This is a genomic window from Corallococcus carmarthensis (assembly GCF_003611695.1).
Classification (GTDB): Bacteria; Myxococcota; Myxococcia; order Myxococcales; family Myxococcaceae; genus Corallococcus; species Corallococcus carmarthensis.
Window position 1 is genome coordinate 19,916 of record NZ_RAWE01000062.1, and the last position, 26,164, is coordinate 46,079.

Genomic DNA, 26,164 nt, shown 5'->3' on the forward strand with positions numbered 1-26,164 from the left:
GGGCAACCGCCCTTCCCTCCAGGCGGGTTGAGGGCCCGTGCCCCCGGTCGCACGTTGGAGCCCCCACTCCTCCGGGCCTGCCCGGCGGCCCTCCTCATGAGCACGCCCCCACCTTCCGATCCGGACGCCTCGCGCGAGGCGACGTCCCCGCTCCCCCCGGAGGATGACGCGTCCGAGGCGGCGTCCGTGGACACCGGGGACGCGCCGCCCCCCCGCCGCCACATCCGCTGGGGATGGCTCCTGCTGCTCGCGGGCCTGGTCATCGCGGCCATCGTCGCCGCGCGGCTCCACCGTCCCCACCCCTCCGGAGCCACGGCGGCCGGTGGCCATGGCGGCGCGGATGGAGGCACGGGCGCGCGCGGCCCGAAGCCCGTGGTGACGGCCCAGGCGACGACGCGCGACGTGCCCGTGTCGCTCGTGGGTCTGGGCGCGGTGACCCCCACCGCGTCCGTGGCCGTGCACTCCCGGGTGGATGGACAGCTCATGCGCGTGGCCTTCCAGGAGGGCCAGCTCGTCGGCGAAGGCGACCTCCTGGCGGAGCTTGATCCGCGCCCCTACCAGAGCCAGCTGGAGCAGGCCCGTGGCCAGCTCATCCGCGACGAGGCGCTCCTGGAGAACGCCCGGCTGGACCTGCGCCGCTACACCATCCTCGTGGAGCAGGACTCCGTCGCGCGCCAGCAGCTGGACACCCAGCGCGCCCTGGTGCGCCAGTACGAAGGCATCGTGAAGGCAGACAAGGGCGCGGTCTCCGCCGCCGAGGTCAACCTCCTCTACACGCGCATCACCTCGCCCGTCCCCGGCCGCGTCGGTCTGCGGCTCGTCGACCCCGGCAACATCGTCCATGCCGCGGACACGAACGGCATCGTCATCGTCAACACGCTGCAACCCATCACGGTCATCTTCTCCATCCCGGAGGACCGCGTGCCGGACATCCTGGCGAAGCTGGACGCGCACCAGCCCCTCGTCGTCCAGGCCTATGACCGTAGCGCCCAGCGCCTGCTGTCCACCGGCACGTTGCTCACCGTGGACAACCAGATCGACCCCAACACCGGCACCGTGCGGCTCAAGGCGACGTTCCCCAACCGCGACTCGCGGCTGTTCCCCCAGCAGTTCGTCAACGCGCGGCTCATCATCGACACCCTGCGCGCTGCCACGGTCGTGCCCACCGCCGCGCTCCAGCACGGCGTCCAGGGGACGTTCGTCTACGTCGCGCAGCCCAACGACACCGTCAGCCAGCGCGCGGTGATGACCGGTCCGCCGGACGGCGACGACACCGTCATCACCCAGGGCCTGCGGCCGGGGGAGGCCGTGGTGGTGGAGGGCGCGGACAGCCTCACCCACGGAGCCGCCATCCGGCGCCAGCACGCGCTGGGCACGGGCCCCGGAGTGGGTGGCAGCGGAGCCGCGGGGACCGACGGCGGCCCGGGTGCCACGGACGGTGGGCGCTGAATGTCCGAACCCTTCATCCTGCGGCCCATCGCCACGTCCCTGCTGATGCTGGCCCTGCTGCTGGGGGGCGTGCTGTCGTACCGCCTGCTGCCCGTGTCCGCGCTGCCGGAGGTGGACTACCCCACCATCCAGGTCCTCACCTTCCAGCCGGGCGCGAGCCCGGACGTGGTGGCCTCCGGGGTCACCGCGCCCCTGGAGCGGCAGTTCGGGCAGATGCCCGGCCTCAACCAGATGACGTCGTCCAGCTCCAGCGGCGCGTCCGTCATCACGCTCCAGTTCACGCTCGAGATGAGCCTGGACATCGCGGAGCAGCAGGTCCAGGCCGCCATCAACGCCGCCAACAACCTGCTGCCCACGGACCTGCCCAACCCGCCCATCTACAACAAGGTCAACCCCGCGGACACGCCGGTCATCACCCTGGCCCTCACCTCCGACACCGTGCCGCTCACCCAGGTGGAGGACCTGGCGGACACGCGCATCGCGCAGAAGCTCTCCCAGTTGACGGGCGTCGGACTCGTGAGCATCAGCGGCGGCCAGCGCCCCGCCGTCCGCATCCAGGCCAACGGGCTCGCGCTGGCCGCGCATGGCCTGACGCTGGAGGACGTGCGCACCGCCGTCGCCGCCGCCAACGTGAACAGCCCCAAGGGCGGCTTCGACGGTCCCCGCCAGGCCTACACCCTCGACACCAACGACCAGCGCCTGTCGAGCGAGGAGTACGCCCCGCTGATCATCGCCTACCGCGACGGCGCCCCGCTGCGGCTGTCCGACGTGGCGCACGTCTTCGACGGCGCGGAGAACGTGCGGCAGGCCGCCTGGGCCGGCACCACGCCCGCCGTCATCCTCAACGTGCAGCGCCAGCCGGGCGCCAACGTCATCGCCGTCGTGGACAGCGTCCGCAAGCTGCTGCCCCAGTTGCAGTCCACCCTGCCCGCGACGGTGAAGGTGTCCGTGCTCAGCGACCGCACCACCACCATCCGCGCCTCCGTGCGCGACGTGCAGCACGACCTGATGTTCTCCATCGCGCTCGTCGTGCTCGTCATCTTCCTCTTCCTGCGCAACGCCTCCGCCACCTTCATCCCCAGCATCGCCGTGCCGCTGTCCCTGGTGGGCACCTTCGCCGCGATGTCGATGCTGGGCTTCTCCCTCAACAACCTGACCCTGATGGCGCTCACCATCGCCGCGGGCTTCGTCGTCGACGACGCCATCGTGATGATCGAGAACATCAGCCGCTACATCGAAGGCGGCATGCCGCCCATGGAGGCCGCGCTCAAGGGCTCCAAGCAGATCGGCTTCACCATCATCTCCCTCACGGTGTCGCTCATCGCCGTGCTCATCCCCCTGCTCTTCATGGGGGACGTGGTGGGGCGCTTGTTCCGCGAGTTCGCCATCACCCTGGCCGTGACCATCCTGCTGTCCGCGGTCGTGTCCCTGACCCTCACGCCCATGCTCTGCTCGCGGCTCTTGCACCGCCACCGGCCGGAAGAGGCCAACCGCTTCGAGCGCGTCGTGGGCGGCGCGTTCGACCGCGTGGTCGGCCACTACGACGTCGCGCTGACGTGGGTGCTGGGCCACCGCGCGCTGACGATGCTCATCGCCGCGGTGACGCTCGTGCTCACGGGCCTGCTGCTCTACACCATCCCCAAGGGCTTCTTCCCCGTCCAGGACACCGGCGTGCTCCAGGGCATCTCCCTGGCGCCCCAGTCCATCTCCTTCCCCGCCATGTCCGAACGGCAGCAGGCCCTGGCCCGGGTGGTGCTGGAGGACCCGGCCGTGGAGGGGCTGTCGTCGTTCATCGGCGTGGATGGCACCAACACCACGCCCAACAGCGGCCGGATGCTCATCACCCTCAAGCCGCTGGCGGACCGGGACGCCTCCGCCACGGAGGTCATCCGCCGCCTCCAGCCGGCGCTGGACGGCGTGCCCGGCATCTCCCTGTCCCTGTCACCCGTGCAGGACCTCACGCTGGACAGCCGCGTGAGCCGCACCCAGTACCAGTACAGCCTCGGCTCCCCGGACGACGCGGCGTTGGAGGCCTGGACCCAACGGCTCGTCACCCACCTGCGCGAGCAGCCCGAACTGACGGACGTCTCCAGCGACCTGCAGAACGGCGGCCTGCGGCTCAACATCACCCTGGACCGGGACACCGCCGCGCGGCTGGGCATCACGCCCCAGCAGATCGACGACGCCCTCTACGACGCCTTCGGCCAGCGCCAGGTGTCCACCATCTTCACCCAGCTCAACCAGTACCGCGTGGTGCTGGAGGTGCCGCCCTCGCTCCAGCGCGTGGACACCGCCCTGCGGTCCGTCTACCTGCGGTCCGCCACCGGCGGCGCCGTGCCCCTCGCGTCCATCGTCCACGTGACGCCGGGGACGGGGCCGCTCAGCGTCAACCGGCAGGACCAGTTCCCCGTCGCCAACGTCTCCTTCAACCCCGCGCCGGGCGTGTCCCTGTCCCAGGCGGTGAGCGCCTTCGACGGGGTGCGGGAGAAGCTCCAGATTCCCGCCTCCGTGCAGACCGCCTTCGAAGGCACCGCGCGCACGTTCCAGGACTCGCTCAAGCACGAGGGCTTCCTCGTGCTGGCGGCCGTGGTGGCCGTCTACCTGGTGCTGGGCGTGCTGTATGAATCCTACGTCCACCCGCTCACCATCCTGTCCACGCTGCCGTCCGCGGCCATGGGCGCGCTGCTGGCATTGAGGGTGTGCGGGCTGGAGCTGGGGATGATCGCCCTCATCGGCATCATCCTGCTCATCGGCATCGTGATGAAGAACGCCATCATGATGATCGACTTCGCGCTGGAGGCCGAACGCCTGGAGGGCAGGGCCCCCCGGGACGCCATCCACGAGGCGTGCCTCCTGCGCTTCCGCCCCATCCTGATGACCACGATGGCGTCCATGCTGGGCGCGGTGCCCCTGGCGCTCGGCGGGGGCATTGGCGCGGAGCTGCGCCAGCCCCTGGGCATCGCCATCATCGGCGGGTTGATGGTCAGCCAGCTGCTGACGCTCTTCACCACCCCGGTCATCTACCTGGGCTTCGCGAGCCTGTCGCGCAGGGTCCAGCACCTGCGGCGGCACCCCGTCCCCGCGACGCCGCGGAGCCCGGCATGAACCCCTCCGCGCTCTTCATCCGGCGCCCGGTGGCCACGTCGCTCCTGGCGCTGGGCATCGCGCTCGTGGGGGCGCTGGCCTTCAAGCTCCTCCCTGTCGCGCCGCTGCCCCAGGTGGAGTTCCCGACCATCAGCGTGCAGGCGGCCCTGCCGGGCGCGAGCCCGGAGATCATGGCCACGTCGGTCGCCACGCCGCTGGAGCGGCAGCTGGGCCGCATCGCGGGCATCACCCAGATGACGTCGTCCAGCAACCTGGGCGCCACCAGCATCGTCGTGCAGTTCGACCTGTCGCGGAACATCGACGGGGCGGCGCGCGACGTCCAGGCCGCCATCAACGCCGCCCGGGGCAACCTGCCGACGAACCTGCCCAACAACCCCTCCTACCGGAAGGTGAACCCCGCGGACGCGCCCATCATGCTGCTGGCGCTCACGTCGCCCCACCGGGGCCGCGGCGCGCTCTACGACCTGGGGTCCACCCTCCTCCAGCAGCAGGTGTCCCAGGTGACGGGCGTGGGCCAGGTGCTGGTGGGCGGGGGCGCGCTGCCCGCCGTGCGCGCGGAGGTGAACCCCACCGCGCTGGAGAAGTACGGGCTGGGCCTGGACGCGGTCCGCACCGCGCTGGGCGCGCAGAACGCCAACCGCCCCAAGGGCCAGCTGGAGGACGGGCCCCGGGCCTACGTGCTCACCGCGGATGATCAGATCGTCCGCGCGGAGCAGTACCGGCCGCTCGTCATCGCCTACTCCAACACCGGCGCCGTGCGGCTCCAGGACGTGGCCCGCGTCACCGACGACAACGTGGAGGACGTGCACAGCCTGGGGCTCGCCAACGGCAAGGAAGCCATCATCCTCATCATCTTCAAGGAGCCGGGGGCCAACGTCATCGACACGGTGGACGCGCTCCAGGCGCGGCTTCCCGAGTTCAAGGCCATCCTGCCAGCGGACGTGGACCTGACGGTGATGATGGACCGCACCACCACCATCCGCGCGTCGCTGCACGACGTGGAGAGGACGCTGCTGCTCTCCATCGGGCTGGTCATCCTGGTGGTGCTCGCCTTCCTGGGGAACCTGCGCGCCACGCTGATCCCCAGCGTCGCCGTGCCGCTGTCGCTGCTGGGCACCTTCGCGGTGATGAAGCTCCTGGGGTTCAGCCTGGACAACCTGTCCATGATGGCGCTGACCATCTCCACCGGCTTCGTGGTGGATGACGCCATCGTGGTGCTGGAGGACATCGAAAGGCACATCGAGGAGGGCCTGTCCCCCATGGAGGCGGCGCTGCGCGGCGCGCGCGAGGTCGGCTTCACCGTGCTGTCGATGAGCATCTCCCTCATCGCCGTCTTCATCCCCCTGCTGCTCATGCAGGGCATCGTGGGCCGGCTGTTCCGCGAGTTCGCCATCACGCTGTCGGTGGCCATCCTCATGTCGCTGGTGGTGTCGCTCACCGTGACGCCCACGATGTGCGCCCGGCTGCTCTTGCCCAAGAAGCCCCGGCGCCAGCGCTCCTCCTTCCAACCCTTCGCGCGGCTGAGCGCGGGCTATGCCCGCAGCCTGTCGTGGTCCCTGGGGCACCCGGGGGTGCTGCTGCTGCTCACCCTCGCCGCCATCGCGCTCAGCGGCTACCTGTTCGTCGTCATCCCCAAGGGGTTCTTCCCGCAGCAGGACACCGGCCGGCTCACCGCCAGCATCCAGGCGGAGCAGGACATCTCCTTCGCGGCGATGCGCCAGAAGTTCGCCACCTTCGTGCGCCTCATTGGCGAAGACCCGGCCGTCCAGGCCGTGGCGGGCTCCATTGGCGGCTCCGGCCCCAGCGGCTCCTCCAACGCGGGCACGCTGTTCATCACGCTCAAGCCGCTGGAGGAGCGCAAGCTGTCCGCGGACGCCGTCATCGGGCGGCTCCGGGGCAAGCTGCTGGCCGTGCCCGGCGCCACGGTGTACCTCCAGTCCGCGCAGGACCTGGTGATTGGCGGGCGGCAGGGCAATGCGCAGTACCAGTACACCCTGTCCTCGGACACGCTGCCGGTGCTGAACGCGTGGGCGCCGCGGGTGCTGGAGCGGTTGCAGCGGGTGCCCGGGATGCTGGACGTCAACAGCGACCAGCGCGACCACGGGCTCGAAACCAACATCGTCATCGACTACGACACGGCGGCCCGCTTCGGCCTCACGGCCCAGCAGATTGACGGCGTGCTGTACGACGCCTTCGGCCAGCGGCAGGTGTCCACCCTGTACACCAGCCGCAACCAGTACCACGTGGTGATGGTGGTGCAGGCGGACTTCTGGCAGCGGCCGGAGAGCCTGCGCCACATCTACATGACGAGCGCGGCAGGTCAGCAGGTGCCGCTGTCGGCGTTCGCCAGCTTCGCGGACGCGAGCACGCTCTTGTCCGTCAACCACCAGGGCCAGTTCCCGTCCGCGACGGTGTCCTTCAACCTGGGCCCGGGGACGTCACTGGGGCCCGTCGTCACGGAGATAGAGACAGCCGTGCGCGACATGGGCCTTCCGGCGGAGGTGCATGGCAGCTTCAGCGGCACCGCCCAGGCGTTCCAGGCCTCGCTGGCCTCCGAACCCATGCTCATCGCCGCGGCCCTGTTCGCCGTCTACATCGTGCTGGGCATCCTCTACGAAAGCCTCATCCACCCCATCACCATCCTGTCCACCCTGCCGTCCGCGGGCGTGGGCGCGCTGCTGGCCCTGCTGCTGTTCAAGCTGGACCTGTCCATCATCGCCCTCATCGGCATCATCCTGCTCATCGGCATCGTGAAGAAGAACGCCATCATGATGATCGACTTCGCGCTGGTGTCGGAGCGCGAGGGCCAGCTGGGTTCGCGCGACGCCATCTTCCACGCCGCGCGGCTGCGGTTGCGCCCCATCCTGATGACGACGATGGCGGCGCTCCTGGGCGCGCTGCCGCTGGCGCTGGGCACCGGGGTGGGCTCCGAGCTGCGCCGGCCGCTGGGCATCGCCATCGCGGGAGGGCTGTGCGTCAGCCAGCTGCTGACGCTCTACACCACCCCGGTCATCTACATGACCCTGGACCGCATGGGCCGGCGTGTCCGCGAGTGGCGCGCGCGCCGCTTCGCGCCCCGCAGGCCCGGCAGGGCCTGAGGCCAGGACCTGGAGCCGACGATGCGCCTTCGCTTCCATGCCGTTCCCCTGCTCGCCCTGGGTTTCCTGTCCGCGTGCGCGGTGGGCCCGGACTACCGGCGCCCCACGGCCGTGGTGCCCGCGCGTTTCAAGGAGGCCGCGGAGGGCTGGAAGCCCGCCGAGCCCAATGACAGACATGACCGGGGCCCCTGGTGGAAGCGCTTCGGGGACGCGGAGCTGGACGCGCTGGAGGAGAAGGTCGCGCGCGCCAACCAGACGGTGGCCAGCTACGAGGCCGCCTACCGCGGGGCCCGCGCCCTGGTGTCGGAGGCCCGCGCGTCGCTGTTCCCCACCCTGGGCGCCTCCGGGTCGGCGTCGCGGGCGAAGGGCGCCGGCCGCAGCACCAACACCCCGGGCGGCGTCAACGCGGGCACCAGCACGGTGGGCAACATCCTCGACCTGTCGCTGGACGCGTCCTGGGAGCCGGACCTCTGGGGCAGCGTGCGCCGCCAGGTCTCCGGGGCGAAGGCCTCCGCGCAGACCGCGGGCTCCGACCTGGACAACGCGAAGCTGGCCGCCCAGGGACTGCTCGCGCAGAACTACTTCCAGCTGCGCGCGCTGGACGCCGCGCAGCTGCTGCTGAACGACGCGGTCACTGGCTACGAGAAGTCCCTCCAGCTCACCCAGAACCGCTACGCCCAGGGCGTGGCGGCGAGGCCGGACGTGCTCCAGGCCCAGACGCAGCTGGCCCTGGCGAAGGCTTCCGCGACGGAGAATGAAATCGCGCGGGCCACCTACGAGCACGCCATCGCGGTCCTCGTGGGTGAGCCCGCGTCCACCTTCTCCGTGTCGCGCGCGCCGCTGACCGCGACGCCTCCGCCCCTGCCGCTGGAGTTCCCCTCCACGCTCCTGGAGCGCCGGCCGGACATCGCCGCGGCGGAGCGCCGGGCCGCCGCCGCGAACGAGCAGATCGGCGTGGCCATCGCCGCGTGGTTTCCCTCCCTCAACCTGAGCGCGTCCGGAGGCTTCGTCAGCTCCACGCTGGCGCAGTGGCTGACGGCCCCCCACCTGGTCTGGTCGCTGGGCCCGCAGCTGGTGGCGACCCTCTTCGACGGCGGGCTGCGCGCGGCGAGGACGGAGCAGGCCCGCGCCGCCTACGACCAGTCCGTCGCCAACTACCGGGCCACGGTGCTGGCCGCGTTCCAGGACGTGGAGGACAACCTCGTCTCGCTGCGCGTGCTGGAGCAGGAGGTCGGCATCCAGCAGGAGGCGGTCGTCTACGCGCGGCAGACGCTGGAGGTCGTGACGAACCAGTACAAGGCCGGCACGGTGACCTACCTGCAGGTCGTCACCGCACAGGCCACGCTCTACTCCGCCGAGCAGACCCTGGCGAGCATCGCCGGACGGCGGATGGTGGCCGCGGTGGGACTCATCAAGGCGCTGGGAGGAGACTGGAACACGCCCCCGCGCCCGGCCGACTGAACCTCCCAGCAGGCGGATGTCCGCAAGGGCAGGTCCCTCCATCTTCCTCCGAACAAACTCCGGAGGACACGATGAGCAAGGGTCAGCGCAAGAAGGGGAACGGGGCGGGGGTGAAGACGGAGGCGGTGAAGACCTACCGGGAAGGTGAGCGCTTCCCGGGCCGTGTCGGCAGGACGTGGGAGGACTCCGAGCCCGCCTTCCCCATGCCCCCCACCGCGCCCAGGGACGCGCCGAACATCCTCTACGTCATCCTGGATGACGTCGGCTATGGCTGGTGCGAACCCTTCGGCGGGAAGATCCGCACGCCCGCCATGATGAAGCTGGCGCAGCAGGGCTTGCGCTACACGCACTTCACCACCACGGCGCTCTGTTCCCCCACGCGCTCGTGCCTCATCACCGGCCGCAACCACCACTCCGTGGGCATGGCCAACATCACCGAGCTGGCCACCGGCTTCCCCGGGTACAACGGCCGTCAGCCGCAGGACAAGGCCGGCGTGCCCGCCATGCTCCACCAGCACGGCTACACCAGCTACTGCATCGGCAAGTGGCACAACACGCCGTCGGAGGAGACCTCCATCGCCGGACCCTATGACCGGTGGCCCACCGGGCCCGTCTTCGGGTTCGACCGCTTCTACGGCTTCCTCGGCGGGGACTGCGACCAGTGGAACCCGAAGCTCTTCCTGGACCGCGAGGCCGTGGATCCGCCGCGCACGCCGGAAGAGGGCTACCACCTGTCCGAGGACCTGGTGGACCGCGCCATCAGCTGGATCTCCCAGCACCACTCGGCGGACCCGGCGAAGCCGTGGCTGACGTGGTTGGCGCTGGGCTGCGCGCACGCCCCGCACCACGTCGCGCCCGAATGGGTGGACAAGTACAAGGGCCAGTTCGACATGGGCTGGGACGCGTACCGCGAACAGGTGCTGGCGCGGCAGAAGGAGCTGGGCATCTTCCCCCAGGACGCGAAGCTCGCCCCCATGCTGGAAGGCCTCCCGTCGTGGGACTCACTGTCGGCGGATGAGAAGCGCCTGTTCGCGCGCATGGCGGAGATCTACGCGGGCTTCGTCGAACACGCCGACGCACAGCTTGGCCGCTTGATGGAGTTCCTGGAGCGCACGGGGCAGCTCGACAACACGCTCGTCTTCGTCTTCATCGGGGACAACGGCTCCTCCGGCGAAGGCACGCTCACGGGCTTGTTCAACGAACAGTCCGTCGCGAACAACGTCCAGGAGACGGTGGCGCAGAACCTGGCGCGGATTGATCAGTTCGGCCAGCCGGGCTCCTACAACCACTACCCCGTGGGCTGGGCCATGGCGGGCAACGCGCCCTTCCAGCTGTGCAAGCAGTACACGCACTTCGGCGGCGTGCGGAACCCGCTCATCGTCCACTGGCCTCGCGGCATTGAAGCGAAGGGCGAGCTGCGCACGCAGTACCACCACGTCATCGACATCGTGCCCACCATCCTGGAGGCGATTGGCATTGAAGCGCCGCGCTTCATCAACACCGTGCAGCAGGAGCCCGTCGAGGGCTACGGGATGACGTACTCGTTCAACGACGCGCAGGCGCCGTCCAACCACGCCACCCAGTACTTCGAGATGCTGGGCAACCGCGGCCTGTACCACTACGGCTGGAAGGTCGTGACGTACCACGGGCGCAAGCCGTGGGAGAACGCGGCGAAGTGGAGCTTCGACGAGGACCACTGGGAGCTCTACAACCTGAGCGAGGACCCCACCGAGTCCAACGACCTGATGAAGGGACGCGACCGGGCCAACCTGGACGACCCGATGGTGAAGAAGTGCATCGAGCTCGTCAGCCTGTGGTGGGCGGAAGCCGGCCGCTACCAGGTGCTGCCGCTGGATGACCGGTTCCAGATCCGCGCGCTGGGACGACAGGGCCTCTACGCGCACCGCGAGCGGATGACCTTCTACGAGGGCACCGTGCGCATCCAGGAGTTCTCCGGGCCGGACACCAAGAACCGCTCCTGGGAGATGACCGCGGAGGTGGAGGTGCCCGCGGGCGAAGCGCAGGGCCCCATCGTCGCGCTCGGAGGCACGTCCGCGGGGTGGACGCTGTACCTCCAGAAGGGCGTGCCGGTGTTCTGCTACAACTTCCCCGGGCCTGAGTACACGTACCTCCGGGGCAAGGCGGCGCTCACGCCCGGCAAGCACCTGCTGCGCTACGCGTTCGAGAAGACCGGCCCCGAGCCCTACGGCGCGGGCGGCACCGGCCGCCTCTACGTCGACGGGAAGCTCGTGGCGGAGGGCGTGATTCCGAGGACCGTGCCCGTGGGGTACTCCATGGACGAGACCTTCGACCTGGGCTGCGACAAGGGCACGGCGGTGAGCCCCGAGTACGCGTCCAACGCCCGCTTCACCGGCCGTGTGCTGCGCGTGGACTTCGACCTCAAGCCGGACCTCCACCCGGACGCGCAGGACCCGGCGAAGAAGGCCGAGGGGCGCTTCCAGCACGAGATGCTGCGGCAGTAGGCGCACGTCGCATGACACGGCGCGTCCGCTCGGGGACACCGGGCGGACGCCCGCATGCAGGCCCCATCAGCCTCCCATTGCCCCGGGGCGGGCAATGCGCCTATGGGAGGGGCATGGCTGACGTGCCTCTTACCGCAGCGGAGTTCCCGCCCCCTTCCGTCGAGGAGTGGCGCCGGCTGGTGGACAAGGACCTCAAGGGCAAGCCCTTCACGGTGCTCCAGTCGCCCCTGGAAGGCGGCCTGTCCCTCCAGCCCCTCTACACGCCCCAGGACGCCCCGGCGCCCTCCGAACCGCCCGGCGTCGCGCCCTACGTGCGCGGCACCCAACCCCTGGGCCACACCGAGGGCGGCTGGCTCCTGTGCCAGGAGTACGCGGGCCCTGACGTGGCCGTGACCGCGGAGGCGCTCCGCGACGACCTGGAGCGCGGCACGCAGGGCGTGTGGCTGCTCCTGGACGCGCCGCACGGCCTGGAGGTGAAGGACGAGGCCACACTGGAGCGCCTGCTCGCGCATGTGCCCCTGGACCGCACGCCGGTGCACCTGGAGCCGACCGCGGACGTGCTCCGTCCCGCCTCCCTGCTGCTGGAACTGCTGGCGAAGAAGGCCGGCGCCGCGAAGCAGGCCCTGCGCGGCAGCCTGGGCATCGACCCCATCGCCGCGCTCGCGCGCCACGGCGCCTCGAAGGTGGACGTGGCCCGGACGCTGGCGGAGGCCGCGCCCATCGTCACGTCGCTGCTCAAGGACGCGCCGGGCCTGCGCTCGCTGCTCGTGTCGTCGCGCCCCTGGGCGGACGCGGGCGCCACGTCCGTGCATGAGCTGGCGTGGAGCATCGCCACCGGCGTGGAGTACCTGCGCGAGCTGGAGCGCGCGGGCGTGTCCCCCAGCGAGACCGCGCGGTCCATGCAGTTCGCGCTGTCCGTGGGCGGCCAGTTCTTCCCGGAGATTGCAAAGCTGCGCGCGGCGCGGCTGCTCTGGTCCAAGGTCGTCGCCGCTTCGGGCGGCGCGCCGGAGTCGCAGGCCATGGCGCTGCACGCGCGCACCGCCAGCGCCACCAAGACACGGCGCGACCCGTGGGTGAACATCCTGCGCGGCACCGCGGAGTCCTTCGCCGCCGTCGTGGCGGGCGCGGACAGCGTGAGCACCTCTCCCTTCGACGAGCCCCTGGGCACGCCGGACGAGCTGGGGCGGCGCCTCGCGCGCAACACGCAGCTCATCCTGCGCGACGAGTCCAGCCTCAACCGCGTCGCGGATCCCGCGGGCGGCAGCTACTACCTGGAGCAGCTCACCGGCGAGTTCGCCCGCGCGGCCTGGACGGAGCTCCAGCGCATCGAAGCGCTGGGCGGCATCTCCCGCGCCATCGCGCAGGGCGACGTGGCCCGCGTCCTCACGGAGACGCGCACCGCGCGCGACAAGGCCGTGCGCACGCGCAAGCTCCCCATCGTGGGCGTCAGCGAGTTCCCCCACCTCCACGAAGCCCCCGTACAGCGAGAAGCCCGCGCCGCCACACCCGCGCAGGGTGAAGGCATCATCGCGCCGCCTCGGCCCGTCCGCGTGGCGGAGGCCTTCGAGTCCCTGCGCGACGCGAGCGACCGCTACCACGCGGCGCACGGCGCCCGCCCGCGCGCCTTCATGGCGAACCTGGGCACCGTGGCGGAGCACACCGCGCGCTCCATGTGGATCGCCAACGTGCTCGCCGTGGGCGGCATCGAGGCCGACGAGCACCACGGCTTCGCGGACGTGAACGCCGCCGCGGAGCTGTTCGCGAAGGCGGGCACGACGCTCGCCATCCTCTCCGGCCCGGACGCGCTCTATCCGGAGGCCGTGCCCGTCTATGTCGCGGCCCTCAAGGCGAAGGGCGCCCGCACGGTCGCCGTCGCGGGCCGCCCCGGTGAACACGAGGCCGCCTTCCGCGCGGCCGGCGTGGACCTCTTCCTCTACGCGGGAGCGGACCTGTTCCAGCTCCTGAAGACGCTGCACACGCAACTGGGAGTGGCCTGATGCGCCCCACCGTTCCGGACTTCTCCCGCGTCGCCTTCGACGCCCCTGAAACCCAGACGCCCGCCCCCGTGCTGGAGCAGCAGCGCGCGCTCGCGAGCGAGGCCACGGCCTCCGCCGAACGCTGGGACACACCCGAGGGCATCCCGGTGAAGCCGCTCTACACCCGGGATGACCTGGAGGGCGTGGCGCACCTGGGCTCGCTGCCGGGCCTGCCGCCGTTCGTGCGCGGCCCTTACTCCACCATGTACGTGCAGCAGCCGTGGACGGTGCGCCAGTACGCGGGCTTCTCCACGGCGGAGGCGTCCAACGCCTTCTACCGCCGCAACCTCGCGGCCGGGCAGAAGGGCCTGTCCATCGCGTTCGACCTGGCCACGCACCGGGGCTACGACAGCGACCACCCGCGCGTCGCGGGCGACGTGGGCATGGCGGGCGTCGCCATCGACTCCATCAAGGACATGCGCATCCTGTTCGACCGCATCCCGCTCGACCAGATGAGCGTGTCGATGACGATGAACGGCGCCGTCCTCCCCGTGCTCGCGCTCTACGTGGTCGCGGCCGAGGAACAGGGCGTGAAGCCCGAGCAGCTCAGCGGGACCATCCAGAACGACATCCTCAAGGAGTTCATGGTCCGCAACACGTACATCTATCCGCCCGGTCCCTCGATGCGGATCATCGGGGACATCTTCAAGTTCACGGCGGAGCGGATGCCGCGCTTCAACAGCATCAGCATCAGCGGCTACCACATGCAGGAGGCCGGTGCGACGCAGGACCTGGAGCTGGGCTACACGCTCGCGGACGGAGTGGAGTACGTGCGCGCGGGCCTCGCCGCGGGCCTGGGCGTGGACGCGTTCGCCCCGCGCCTGTCGTTCTTCTGGGCCATTGGAATGAACTTCTTCATGGAGGTGGCCAAGATGCGCGCGGCCCGCCTCCTCTGGGCCCGCCTCATCAAGGGCTTCCAGCCCAAGAGCGACAAGAGCCTGGCGCTGCGCACGCATTGCCAGACGTCCGGCTGGAGCCTCACCGCGCAGGACGTCTACAACAACGTCGTGCGCACCTGCGTGGAGGCCATGGCCGCGACGCAGGGCCACACGCAGAGCCTGCACACCAACTCGCTGGACGAAGCCATCGCGCTGCCCACGGACTTCAGCGCGCGCATCGCCCGCAACACCCAGCTCTACCTCCAGCTGGAGAGCGGCACCACGCGCGTCATCGACCCGTGGGGCGGCAGCTACTACGTGGAGCGCCTCACCCACGAGCTGGCGCAGAAGGCCTGGGGCCACATCCAGGAAGTGGAGGCGCTGGGCGGCATGACCAAGGCCATTGAAGCGGGCCTGCCCAAGCTGCGCATCGAAGAGGCCGCCGCGCGCACGCAGGCGCGCATCGACTCCGGACGCCAGGCCATCATCGGCGTGAACAAGTATCCGCCGGAGCGCGCGGACAACATTGAAATCCTCAAGGTGGACAACTCCGCCGTGCGCGAGGCGCAGATTGCCCGCCTGCGCGAGCTGCGCGCGGAGCGCAACGCGGAAGAGGTCCGCCGCCGCCTGGACGCGCTCACCGAAGCGGGCCGGCGCAACGAGGGCAACCTGCTGGCGCTCGCCATCGACGCGGCGCGGGCGAAGGCCACCGTGGGCGAAATCAGCGACGCACTGGAGAAGGTCTTCGGGCGCTACGAGGCCACCGTGCGCGGGGTGACGGGCGTGTACTCAGCGGAAGCGGGACAGGCGCAGGGCATTGCCGAGGCGCGGGCGAAGGCGGATGACTTCCTGGCGCGCTTCGGCCGCCGGCCGCGCATCCTCATCGCGAAGATGGGCCAGGACGGCCACGACCGCGGGCAGAAGGTCATCGCCACCGCGTTCGCGGACCTGGGCTTCGATGTGGACATCGGGCCGCTGTTCCAGACGCCGGAGGAGTCCGCGCGCCAGGCGGTGGAGAACGACGTGCACGTGGTGGGTGCGTCCTCCCTGGCCGCGGGTCACCTCACGCTGGTGCCGCAGCTCAAGCACGCCCTCAAGGCCCTGGGCCGCGAGGACATCATGGTCGTGGTGGGCGGCGTCATCCCGCCGCAGGACTACGACGCGCTGCGCGCCGCGGGCGCCGCCGCCATCTTCGGCCCGGGCACCGTCATCGCGAAGGCCGCCATCGAGCTGCTCGACAAGCTGGCCGCCGAGCAGGAGGCGGCGTGAAGCTGCTGCCCGCGGACACCTACGTGGACGGCGTGCGCGCGGGCGACAGGGCGGTGCTCGCGCGCGCCATCACGCTGGTGGAGAGCGAGCACCCGCGCCACGCCGCGCTCGCGCAGGAGGTCCTCACCCGGCTGTTGCCCTACACCGGCAAGAGCCGCCGCGTGGGCATCAGCGGCGTGCCAGGCGTGGGCAAGAGCACCTTCATCGACGCGCTGGGCATGCACCTGGTGGGCAGCGGCCACAAGGTGGCGGTGCTCGCCATCGACCCGTCCAGCAGCGTGACGGGCGGCAGCATCCTGGGCGACAAGACGCGCATGTACCGGCTGGCGCGCGAGCTGTCCGCGTACATCCGCCCCAGCCCCTCCAGCGGCACGCTGGGCGGCGTCGCGCGCAAGACGCGGGAGACGCTGCTGCTCTGCGAGGCCGCGGGCTTCGACGTGGTGCTGGTGGAGACGGTGGGCGTGGGCCAGTCCGAGACGGTGGTCGCGGACCTGGTGGACTTCTACCTGGTGCTGATGCTCGCGGGCGCCGGTGACGAACTTCAGGGCATCAAGCGCGGCATCCTGGAAGTCGCGGACATGGTCGCCATCAACAAGGCGGACGGCGACAACCTGCCACGCGCCACGCGGGCCCGCGCGGAGTACCGCGCCGCCCTGCACCTGATGCGCCCCGGCGCGGAGCCAGTGGTCACCACGTGCAGCGCCATGGAGGGCACCGGCATCGACACGCTGTGGGCCTCCGTGGAGGAAGCCGTCGCGAAGCGCGAGGCCTCCGGCGAATTGCTGCACCGGCGCACCCAGCAGCAGGTGGGCTGGATGTGGGCCATGGTGCACGACGGCCTGCGAGCAGCCTTGCGGGCGCACCCCGAAGTGGCCGCCCTGGTGCCGGTGTTGGAGCAGGCCGTACGCGAAGGGCGCGCGACGCCCACCTCCGCCGCACTGCGTGTGTTGGGCGCGTTCCTGCCGCAATCGCAGGCCTGACAAGGCGCGTCGTCCAAAGGCCAACGCCTGTCTCAATCGCTTGCCGGGCCTGCACCGCACTCCTAGTGTACGCTCGTGCGACACCCCCAACCGACCACCGCTCCCCAGCCGTACCGGCCCCGCCACCACGTCCGCATCGTCACGGCCGCCAGCCTGTTTGACGGACACGACGCGGCCATCAACGTGATGCGCCGCCTGATGCAGTCCTCCGGCGCGGAGATCATCCACCTGGGCCACAACCGGTCCGTGGCGGAGATTGTCGACTGCGCCATCCAGGAGGACGCCCAGGGCATCGCCCTCACGTCCTACCAGGGCGGCCACGTCGAGTACTTCAAGTACATGATCGACCTGCTGCGCGAGCGCGGCGCGAACATCAAGGTCTTCGGCGGTGGCGGCGGCACCATCCTCCCCACGGAGATTGAAGAGCTGCACCAGTACGGTGTCGCGCGCATCTATTCCCCGGACGACGGCCGCGCCATGGGCCTGCAGGGGATGATCGACGACCTCATCTCCCAGTGTGACTTCGAGAAGCGCCCAGCCGACTACAAGGGCCTCTTGAAGCAGCCGCTGCCGCGCGAGCCGGACCGCATCGCGTCGCTCATCACCATCGCGGAGAACTTCGCGGAGGCCGGCGAGGAGCTGCGCACCGCGCTCCAGGCCGCCAGCGTGCAGGCCCCTCGGGTGCCCGTGCTGGGCATCACCGGCACGGGTGGCGCCGGCAAGTCCAGCCTGGTGGACGAGCTGGTGCGCCGCTTCCTGGCGGACTTCCCGGACAAGACGCTCGCGGTGCTCTCCGTGGATCCGTCCAAGCGCAAGTCCGGCGGCGCGCTCCTGGGCGACCGCATCCGCATGAACGCCATCGACAACCCGCGCGTCTACATGCGCTCGATGGCCACCCGCCAGAGCAACCTGGCCCTGTCCCGGCATGTCGCCCACTCCATCGAGGTCTGCAAGGCGGCGGGCTTCGACCTCATCGTGGTGGAGACCTCCGGCATCGGCCAGTCGGACACGGAAATCACCGAGCACTCGGACGTGGCGCTCTACGTGATGACCGCCGAGTACGGCGCGGCGACGCAGCTCGAGAAGATCGACATGCTCGACTTCGCGGACGTCATCGCCATCAACAAGTTCGACAAGCGCGGCTCGCTGGACGCGCTGCGCGACGTGCGCAAGCAGTGGAAGCGCAACCACAACGCCTTCACCCTGGCCGAGGACGCGGTGCCCGTGTACGGCACCATCGCGTCACAGTTCAACGACCCGGGCATGAACACGCTCTACCGGGCCATCATCGACGCGCTGGTGAAGAAGACGGGCGCGACGCTGGACAGCCGCTTCTCCCTCACGCCCGGCATGAGCGAGAAGAAGTGGATCATCCCCCCGGAGCGCACGCGCTACCTGGCGGAGATCGTCGAAGCCTGCGAGTCCTACGACGGCTTCGTGCGCGCCCAGGCCGCCATCGCCCGGCGCATGTACCAGCTGCACGGCACCATCCAGGCCCTGCGCCAGAACGTGGGCAAGAAGAAGCTGGAGATCGTCGAACCGAAGGACGCCACCGACGTGGTGCAGGTGACCGAGCGCGTGGAGGGCGAGCCCGCGTACCTGGGCGACCTGGTGGCGCTGTACCAGGACCTGGAGAGCCGCCTGCACGCGGACTGCCGGCGCCTGCTGGCCGAGTGGCCGGCGACGAAGAAGCGCTACGCCGCGTCCAAGTACCAGTTCCAGGTGCGCGACAAGGTCATCGAGCTGGACCTCATCAGCGAGACGCTCTCCCACCTGCGCGTGCCGAAGATTGCCCTGCCCAAGTATGAGGACTGGGGCGACATCCTGACGTGGCTGCTGCGGGAGAACGCGCCGGGCGCCTTCCCGTTCACCGCGGGCGTCTTCCCGCTCAAGCGCGAGGGCGAGGACCCCGCCCGCATGTTCGCGGGCGAGGGCGGCCCGGAGCGCACCAACAAGCGCTTCCACTACGTGTCGCGCGGCCTGCCGGCGAAGCGCCTGTCCACGGCGTTCGACTCGGTGACGCTGTACGGCGAGGACCCGGACCACCGGCCGGACATCTACGGCAAGGTGGGCAACTCGGGCGTGTCCATCGCGAACGTGGACGACGCGAAGAAGCTCTACTCCGGCTTCGACCTGGCGGATCCGTCCACGTCCGTGTCCATGACCATCAACGGCCCGGCGCCCATGCTGCTGGGCTTCTTCCTCAACGCCGCGGTGGATCAGCAGTGCGAGAAGTGGATCCGCGCGAACGGCAAGGTGGACGAGGTCGAGAAGCGCATCGACGCGCTCTACAAGGAGCGCGGCCTGCCGCGTCCGCGCTACCAGGGCGAGCTGCCCCAGGGCAACGACGGGCTGGGGCTGCTGCTGCTGGGCGTGTCGGGTGACGAGGTGCTGCCGGCGGACGTCTACGCGAAGATCCGCGCGTCCACGTTGCAGGCGGTGCGCGGCACGGTGCAGGCGGACATCCTCAAGGAGGACCAGGCGCAGAACACCTGCATCTTCTCCACGGAGTTCGCCCTGCGGGTGATGGGCGACATCCAGCAGTACTTCATCGACCAGAAGGTGCGGAACTTCTACTCGGTGTCGATTTCCGGGTACCACATCGCGGAAGCCGGGGCGAACCCCATCTCCCAGCTGGCCTTCACGCTGGCCAACGGCTTCACCTTCGTCGAGTACTACCTGTCGCGCGGGATGCACATCGACGACTTCGCGCCCAACCTGTCGTTCTTCTTCTCCAACGGCATGGACCCCGAATACGCGGTGCTGGGGCGCGTGGCCCGCCGCATCTGGGCCAAGGCCATCCGGGACAAGTACGGCGGCAACGACCGGTCGCAGAAGCTGAAGTATCACATCCAGACGTCCGGCCGTTCCCTGCACGCGCAGGAGATTGCCTTCAACGACATCCGCACCACGCTGCAGGCGTTGCTGGCGCTCAACGACAACTGCAATTCGTTGCACACGAACGCCTACGACGAGGCCATCACCACGCCCACGGAGGAGAGCGTGCGGCGGGCGCTGGCCATCCAGCTGGTCATCAACAAGGAGTTCGGCCTGTCGAAGAACGAGAACCCCAACCAGGGCTCGTTCATCATCGAGGAGCTGACGGACCTGGTGGAGGCGGCGGTGCTCAACGAGTTCCGTGCCATCTCCGAGCGCGGCGGCGTGCTGGGCGCGATGGAGCGCATGTACCAGCGCTCCAAGATCCAGGAGGAGTCGCTCTACTACGAGATGCAGAAGCACGACGGCACGCTGCCCATCATCGGCGTGAACACCTTCCTGGATCCGAAGGGTTCCCCCACCGTGACGCCGCCGGAAGTGATTCGCGCGACGAAGGATGAGAAGGACTACGCCATCACCGCGCGTGACGCCTTCTGGAAGCGCAACGCGAAGACGGCGCCCGAAGCGCTGGAGGCGGTGCGCCGCGCGGCCCTGGACAACGGCAACGTGTTCGGCGCGCTGATGGACGCGTGCAAGGTGTGCACGCTGGGCCAGCTGTCCCGCGCGCTGTACGAGGTAGGCGGGCAGTACCGGCGCAACATGTGAGGCTAACGCCGAGGTCCCGGGCAGGTGTCCCGGGACCGCGGCGCGGGTTCATCAGGGGGCCGTGGCCAGGGTGCCGCCGGGGTCCACTACGCCCAGGTCTTCGAACTGGAGGGTGTAGTGCCCTTCCACCCAAAGCGTCGGGACAATCGGGGCACTGGTCACGCTCACGAAGTGCGTGGCCTGCGATGCCCTGAAGGTTGTCCTCGTGCGGTCACCCGGCGCGCTGGTGAACTCGCCGCCCGGTACGGCGTTCCGGACCTCGCATTGCTTCTTGCCGTCGATGGTGCAGGTCACCCGGTAGTAGTGGCCGGCCAGGACGCCCAGGGAGAAGACATCCGTGTCCCCGAGCATTTCAATCTTCGCCTGCACGGATGCCGTGCCCATCGCGAGCGCGGTGGCGGTCTCCACGGTGTTCCCGTGGTCCTCCGCTCCCATGTCCTTCAAGCCACAGGTGTACGGCTGGGTGGAGCTGTTGTCCTTCTGATCCTTGATGGATGCGTAGAACACGCCCCCCGGAGCCTTGAAGGCCGTGGCTGCATGGGTCTCCTCGAAGGTGGCGTTGTCCGTGATGCCGTAGCGCTGCCCGCGAGCGTTGAGGATGGAGAGCTCCCAGTACGGCGTGGGGAAGACGCAGTCGAGCGCGTAGACGTTGCCCGCCACGGTCTGGAAGGAGAGCAGGTCCCGCTCGCCCCAGTGCTCACCGGACCCCACCAGGACCTGCTCCAAGGGAGTCCAGGGCGTCGCCGTGGCGAACAGGTCGCCGTGGTCATCCGGCCCCATGTCCACGAAGCGGAAGGAGAAGGGCGCCACGGGGACCTCGGAGTACATGGAGAACCACAAGACCTCTACCGTATGGACGGAGCCCCCCGTGAGCCCGGACCAATGCCACGCATGGGGGGTGTAGCTGACGCCCTGGTTCGGGATGCCGTAGTCGAGCGACTTCCCTGCCCCGTCCCGCATCTCCAGGATGTAGCCATCGCTACCGGCCTCGACGATGAGGTCGTAGTGGCGCCCGGCCTGGGCCACGAAGGCGAACCGGAGCGGCGCCTCCACGCCTTCCCACGGGACGCTGTGGACCTCCGTCGCGGACGGCGTCAGCAGCGTATGGCCCTCCGGGATGACGACCGTCGAACCCGCGTCCGTACCGGCATCCGGGTCGGAGCCGGCATCGGTCCCGGCGTCCACGCCGGGTCCCGCGTCAGGCGTGGGGTTGGAGTTGGAATCGCAAGCGCCCAGCGCGAACAGACAGGCGCCGAGCATGAAGGCAGACAGAGGACGTTTCAGGATGGGCTCCCCCTCGAAGAGGAGGCCCACCCTATGCGACGTCTGACATTCCGCCAATCCACTCTCAGTACGGGCTCGACGTGGGGCGGATGATGATTTCACTCACATCCACGTCCGCGGGCTGGCTGATGGCGTAGCTGATGGCGCGGGCGATGGCGTCCGCCGGAATGGCGTCCTTGCGGAACTCGCGCATGTACTCACGCGACGCCGGGTCGCTGATGCTCTCCGCCAGCTCCGACGTGGTGACTCCCGGCGAAATCACCGTCACGCGGATGTCCGCGCCCACCTCCTGGCGCAGCCCTTCGGAGATGGCCATCACCGCGAACTTCGTGGCGCAGTACACCGCCGCCGTCGGGCTCACCGCGTGCCCGCCAATGGAAGACAGGTTGATGAACTGCCCCGCCTTCTGGCGCTTCATCACCGGCAGCCCCGCCGCGATGCCGTGCAGCACGCCCCGGATGTTCACATCGATCATCCGGTTCCACTCGTCCAGCTTCAGCTCCTCCAGCTTGGACAGCGGCATCACGCCCGCGTTGTTGATGAGCACGTCCAGCCGCCCGTACTCCTTCAGCGTGAAGGCCACGAACGCGTCCACGTCCTCGCGCTTCGTCACGTCCAATGCCCGGAAGCGCGCTTCTCCGCCCTTGGCCCGGAGTTCGCCCGTCAGCGTCTCCAGCCGGTCCGTCCGGCGCGCGCCCAGCACCACCTTCGCGCCCTGCCCGGCGAGCAGGCGGGCCGTCGCCTCGCCAATGCCACTGCTCGCTCCGGTGATGGCCACCACCTTGCCCTGGATGTCCGTCGTCATCGTCCTGTCCTCGTTCGAAGGCCCGGCGCGGAAGGGCGCCGGGGATGACTTCACCCTCTCAAGGAGCGTGGGGACGGCGGTATCCGGATGCTCGCGGACTCTTGCCCATTCCTGCACGAGCACCCGTTGCCGGGCAGGGTTAGAACTGGCGTGCATGCCGACCGCCCGCCCCGACTCCGCCCTCAGCCCGCACCTGTCCGAGCTGGCGACCCTCCTGGAGCGCCACACCCCCACGGACGGCATCCACGCCACCGCCATCCCCCGCGTGGTGCTCATCCGCGCCTCCCGGCCCACCACGCCACTGCACGCGCTGCACGAACCGGCGCTGTGCATCGTGGCGCGGGGCCGCAAGCAGGTGCTCCTGGGTGACGAGCTGTATGTCTATGGCCCGGACCAGTGCCTCGTCGCGTCGGTGGACCTGCCCGTCACGGGGCAGGTGGTGGAGGCCTCGCCCGCCGCGCCCTACCTGTGCTTCCGGTTGGATCTGGAGCCCGGGCAGTTGGGCAGCCTGATGATGGAGGCGGAGCTGGAAGCGGCCGGCCCCACGGACATGGTCCGGGGCCTGGCCCTGGGGCCCGTGGGCGCGCCGCTGCTGGACGCGACGGCGCGGCTGGTGCGGCTCCTGGACACGCCTCGCGACATCCCCGTGCTGGCGCCGCTCATCATCCGCGAAATCCTCTACCGCCTGCTGTCCGGCGAGAACTCCGAACGGCTGCGGCGCATCGCCGTGGCGGACAGCCGACGGGACTCCGTCACCCGCGCCATCCACTGGCTCAAGGAACACTACGCCGCGCCGCTGCGCATCGAACGGCTGGCGCGCGCCGTCCACATGAGCCCGTCCGCGCTCCACCACCACTTCAAGTCCGTCACCGCGATGAGCCCGCTGCAGTACCAGAAGCAGCTGCGGCTGCAGGAGGCCCGCCGCCTGATGCTGGCGCAGGCCATGGACGCGGCGATGGCCGGCCACTCCGTGGGCTACGAGAGCCCGTCCCAGTTCAGCCGCGAGTACAGCCGGATGTTCGGTGCCCCACCCTCGCGTGACATCGCGAGGCTGCGCGAGTCCCTCGCTTCCGCCCCGGCGGCGGCGCGCTAGTCCCCCAGGGCCGATGGCGGACCCGGCACATCGTTTCCACGTTGTGCCCCCTTCCGGGCCCTGGCATCCGCCATCGCTCCGGAGGGCATGCCCCAAGGGAGGGTCGCGATGTCTTCTGGTGAAGGTGGTGACTGGGGGCTGAAGCACACGGCGACACGGCTCACTTCCGAGGAGCTGGAGCAGGTGGCCCGCGAGGAGCCGTTCCGGGACTCCGCCCTGCCCCCCACGGGAAGCGCCGTGAGGTTCCTGCGCGTGCACCTCATGCGCATCGCGGGGCACCTGGGCGAGCTGCACCTGCCGGACTTCAAGGAGGTGATGGGCCACGCGCTCCAGGCCGTGGACGGCCCCACGCCCCTGCTCTTCGTCGCCCAGCTGCGGGAGCGGCTCGCCTTCGAGCGGATCAGCTCAAGGCTCTACGCGGGCCTGCTGGTGAAGACGCATGCCCTGGGCAGCTACCCCGGAGGCCCCACGCCGGAGCGGCTGGTGGAGCTGCACAACCAGGAGCTGGACCACCTGAACCTCATCCGCGAGTGCATCTACCGGCTCGGGGTGGACGCGCCCCAGCTGACGGCGCACGGGGACGGCGCGGACTCGCGGACCCATGGGCTGCTCCGGGCCGTGGACGACCCGTGCGCCACGCTCCAGGACGCGCTGCGCGCGGTCCTCATCTCCGAAATCCTCAACAACGCCGGCTGGGCGATGCTCGTGGACCTGGCCCAGGAGCTGGGACCGCCCGACCTGGTGGGCGCCTTCCGCGACGTCATGCGCGAGGAGACGCTCCACCTGGAGGAGGTCACCGACTGGGTCGCCAACCTCCCGGACGATGTCCGCGTCACCGGCACGCGGGTCTCCGCCGGCTGACGTGATGCCGGAGGCGCGGGCCTCAGGCGTGCCGGCGCTGCCGCAGGGGCTCGGCCTCCCGGCGCAGCCGGGCCACGGAGAGGCTCAGGAACACCAGCATCCCCACCAGCAGCCCGCCGCCGAAAGCCATCCCCAGGAGCCACGGCTGGAACGAGCGCACCAGTCCTCCGGCAACCCCCTGGCTGAAGGCGCCGCCCCACCGCGTCAGCGCCGCGTCCCGGCAGGCCACGGCCTCGGCGCCCTGGCGTCCCTCGCACTCGGGAAAGACGGAGCCCAGCTCCTGGCGGGACTGCTCCACCAGGCGGGTCGCCATCCGGCCCGCGGTGGCGGACAGGCTCTGGCCCAGCGGCCCTTCCCCCTCCGGCCCCAGCTGACGCTCCAGCTCCGCGCTCAGCCCCTTCGCGACCTGCGAAGCCAGCGTCGAGGAGTAGGTCCCCATCATCCCCGAGCCCCCGATGCCCGCACCGCCCGAAGCGGTCCCCAAGGCTCCACCCTGCGTCTGGGCCACCGGTCCCCCCGGCGGCACGTCACCCGGCGCGGTGGGCGGCGTCTCCGGACGGGTGACGGCATCGAGCATCCCGCGCCCGACCTGCTCCGCCTCGTGGCGGACCACGGCGTCCTCCCTGGCCTGCTCCTCGGCGGTCATCCGCGTCTTCTGCTCCTGGATGGACTCCAGGGCGCCCTCGGTGCCCTGCTTCGCCATGTCGCGCGCGATGGCACCACAGCCTCCGCCCCCCATGAGCACGAGCATCGCCAGCCCGACGGCCTTCACGTCCCGCATCCCGGATCTCCCCCGGCGGTACTGCTCCGCCATGGGTTCAACCTAGGGACCGGCGGAGCGCCGCGTTGTGGCGGGAGGAGCTGCGCCCCCTGCCTGCCTGCCGACCACATGGGCCTGAGACACAAAGACGGCTGCCCGGACAGCAGGCGAGGCCACTTCAGCGCGACACGGGCCGCCTTCGGGCGACGCGCTCCCGCACGGTGGCGATGAAGCCCGGCTTGTCCGCGCTCCCCTTCACGCCGTCGAAGTCCAGCTCCAGGTTCTCGGCGACGACGCGGAGGTATTCCAGGCAGGGCTCGTCCGCGGGCGTCTTCCCTTCCGCGAACAGCGGATGGCAGTTGGGACAGTAGTTGACCACCCAGACGCGCTCGTCCCCTGGAATCTCCAGCGAGACGGGGCTGCCGTCGCTCAGGTCCTCTTCGTACGGTTCGATGCGCCAGACGCCCGTGGCGTCGTCGTCATCCATGAGCAGCTGCCGGTAGTTGAGGCTGGGGACGAACTCCCAGTCCCCCCAGTCGTAGCCAAAGACCTGCGTCTGCGTGCGCCGGGCGCGGCTCCGGGCAGCCTCGAAGGCGTCGGCATCCTCGGGCGCCTCGCCGGCGGCGAAGAAGAACAGGTCCAGGATGGCCTGGTCATTGCCAATGCCCTCCTCCTCGCACTCCTTGCCGGTCTTCTCACCGCACACGAACGACGAGGGAGGACCGCAGACGCTGCATCGGTAGTCGTGGACGCCCATGGCTTGAGACTATCAGTCCCGGCCGCCCCGCTCAGTCGTCGTCATCATCGTCGTCCCAGCCCCCGCCGCCACCGCCGCCCCAATCACTGTCGTCGGTGTAGGACCGGTCCGTGATGTTGAAGGTGCACGTCAGCTCGCCGCCGTCCTCGTAGCGGTAGACGAAGCGGCCCTAGGCCTAGTACCACTTAGTCGGTTGTTGAAGCTGCCGGTCGATCATGATCTACGGTCGTGATGGACCGGCGGACGCTGAAGCGACTCGATGAGGAGTTGCGCGAGTACCTCGACTCGATGGTGGAAGGAAT

The 26,164-nt window shown here is 70.0% G+C and carries 15 protein-coding genes; 11 read left to right on the top strand and 4 right to left on the bottom strand.

The genetic code is table 11. The annotated features are described in order from the left end of the window. Positions 1-96: 96 nt before the first annotated feature. From D7X32_RS18600 to D7X32_RS18640, 9 genes are all read left to right on the top strand, one after another. Positions 97-1,449 (top strand): MdtA/MuxA family multidrug efflux RND transporter periplasmic adaptor subunit, encoded by a 1,353-nt coding sequence (locus D7X32_RS18600; RefSeq protein ID WP_158625708.1) that lies wholly within the window; start codon positions 97-99, stop codon positions 1,447-1,449. After that, positions 1,450-4,554 (top strand): multidrug efflux RND transporter permease subunit, encoded by a 3,105-nt coding sequence (locus D7X32_RS18605; RefSeq protein ID WP_120603904.1) that lies wholly within the window; start codon positions 1,450-1,452, stop codon positions 4,552-4,554. It abuts the gene before it with no gap. Then, positions 4,551-7,652 carry a multidrug efflux RND transporter permease subunit gene (locus D7X32_RS18610; protein WP_120603905.1) on the top strand — a complete coding sequence of 1,034 codons (3,102 nt, stop codon included), beginning with the start codon at positions 4,551-4,553 and terminating at the stop codon, positions 7,650-7,652. The genes D7X32_RS18605 and D7X32_RS18610 overlap by 4 nt, the downstream gene beginning before the upstream one ends. A 21-nt stretch (positions 7,653-7,673) precedes the next feature. Next, the gene (locus D7X32_RS18615) at positions 7,674-9,113 is read left to right on the top strand and encodes an efflux transporter outer membrane subunit (protein ID WP_120603906.1); all 1,440 of its coding nucleotides are present in this window, start codon (positions 7,674-7,676) and stop codon (positions 9,111-9,113) included. Between the two features lie 71 nt (positions 9,114-9,184). Continuing rightward, on the top strand, positions 9,185-11,596 hold the full coding sequence (locus D7X32_RS18620) for an arylsulfatase (RefSeq protein WP_120603907.1): 2,412 nt from the start codon (positions 9,185-9,187) through the stop codon (positions 11,594-11,596). Positions 11,597-11,709: 113 nt separating this feature from the next. Beyond that, entirely contained in the window at positions 11,710-13,593 is a 1,884-nt protein-coding gene (locus tag D7X32_RS18625; RefSeq protein WP_120603908.1) for a methylmalonyl-CoA mutase family protein, read from the top strand. Beyond that, positions 13,593-15,779 (top strand): methylmalonyl-CoA mutase, encoded by a 2,187-nt coding sequence (gene scpA, locus D7X32_RS18630; RefSeq protein WP_120603909.1) that lies wholly within the window; start codon positions 13,593-13,595, stop codon positions 15,777-15,779. Before D7X32_RS18625 ends, scpA begins: the two co-directional genes overlap by 1 nt. Then, positions 15,776-16,759, top strand: a complete 984-nt coding sequence (gene meaB, locus D7X32_RS18635; protein ID WP_120603910.1) for a methylmalonyl Co-A mutase-associated GTPase MeaB — start codon at positions 15,776-15,778, stop codon at positions 16,757-16,759. The genes scpA and meaB overlap by 4 nt, the downstream gene beginning before the upstream one ends. Positions 16,760-16,834: 75 nt before the next feature. Beyond that, entirely contained in the window at positions 16,835-20,302 is a 3,468-nt protein-coding gene (locus D7X32_RS18640) for a methylmalonyl-CoA mutase family protein (RefSeq protein ID WP_120603911.1), read from the top strand. A gap of 51 nt (positions 20,303-20,353) precedes the next feature. Here D7X32_RS18640 and D7X32_RS46270 read toward each other — a convergent pair whose 3' ends face one another. Together D7X32_RS46270 and D7X32_RS18650 are read right to left on the bottom strand one after the other, a co-directional pair. After that, positions 20,354-21,562 (bottom strand): hypothetical protein, encoded by a 1,209-nt coding sequence (locus D7X32_RS46270; RefSeq protein WP_208752465.1) that lies wholly within the window; start codon positions 21,560-21,562, stop codon positions 20,354-20,356. 88 nt (positions 21,563-21,650) lie between these two features. Beyond that, the gene (locus D7X32_RS18650; protein WP_120603912.1) at positions 21,651-22,391 is read right to left on the bottom strand and encodes an SDR family oxidoreductase; all 741 of its coding nucleotides are present in this window, start codon (positions 22,389-22,391) and stop codon (positions 21,651-21,653) included. A gap of 154 nt (positions 22,392-22,545) precedes the next feature. Here D7X32_RS18650 and D7X32_RS18655 point away from each other — a divergent pair, with 154 nt between their 5' ends. Beyond that, positions 22,546-23,484 (top strand): AraC family transcriptional regulator, encoded by a 939-nt coding sequence (locus tag D7X32_RS18655; RefSeq protein WP_120603913.1) that lies wholly within the window; start codon positions 22,546-22,548, stop codon positions 23,482-23,484. 108 nt (positions 23,485-23,592) lie between these two features. Continuing rightward, positions 23,593-24,345 carry a ferritin-like domain-containing protein gene (locus D7X32_RS18660; protein ID WP_120603914.1) on the top strand — a complete coding sequence of 251 codons (753 nt, stop codon included), beginning with the start codon at positions 23,593-23,595 and terminating at the stop codon, positions 24,343-24,345. 22 nt (positions 24,346-24,367) lie between these two features. On the opposite strand, the gene D7X32_RS18665 is transcribed toward D7X32_RS18660, so the two are convergent. After that, positions 24,368-25,126 (bottom strand): hypothetical protein, encoded by a 759-nt coding sequence (locus D7X32_RS18665; protein ID WP_147450187.1) that lies wholly within the window; start codon positions 25,124-25,126, stop codon positions 24,368-24,370. Positions 25,127-25,283: 157 nt separating this feature from the next. Then, positions 25,284-25,862, bottom strand: a complete 579-nt coding sequence (locus D7X32_RS18670; RefSeq protein ID WP_120603916.1) for a hypothetical protein — start codon at positions 25,860-25,862, stop codon at positions 25,284-25,286. Positions 25,863-26,164: the final 302 nt, after the last annotated feature.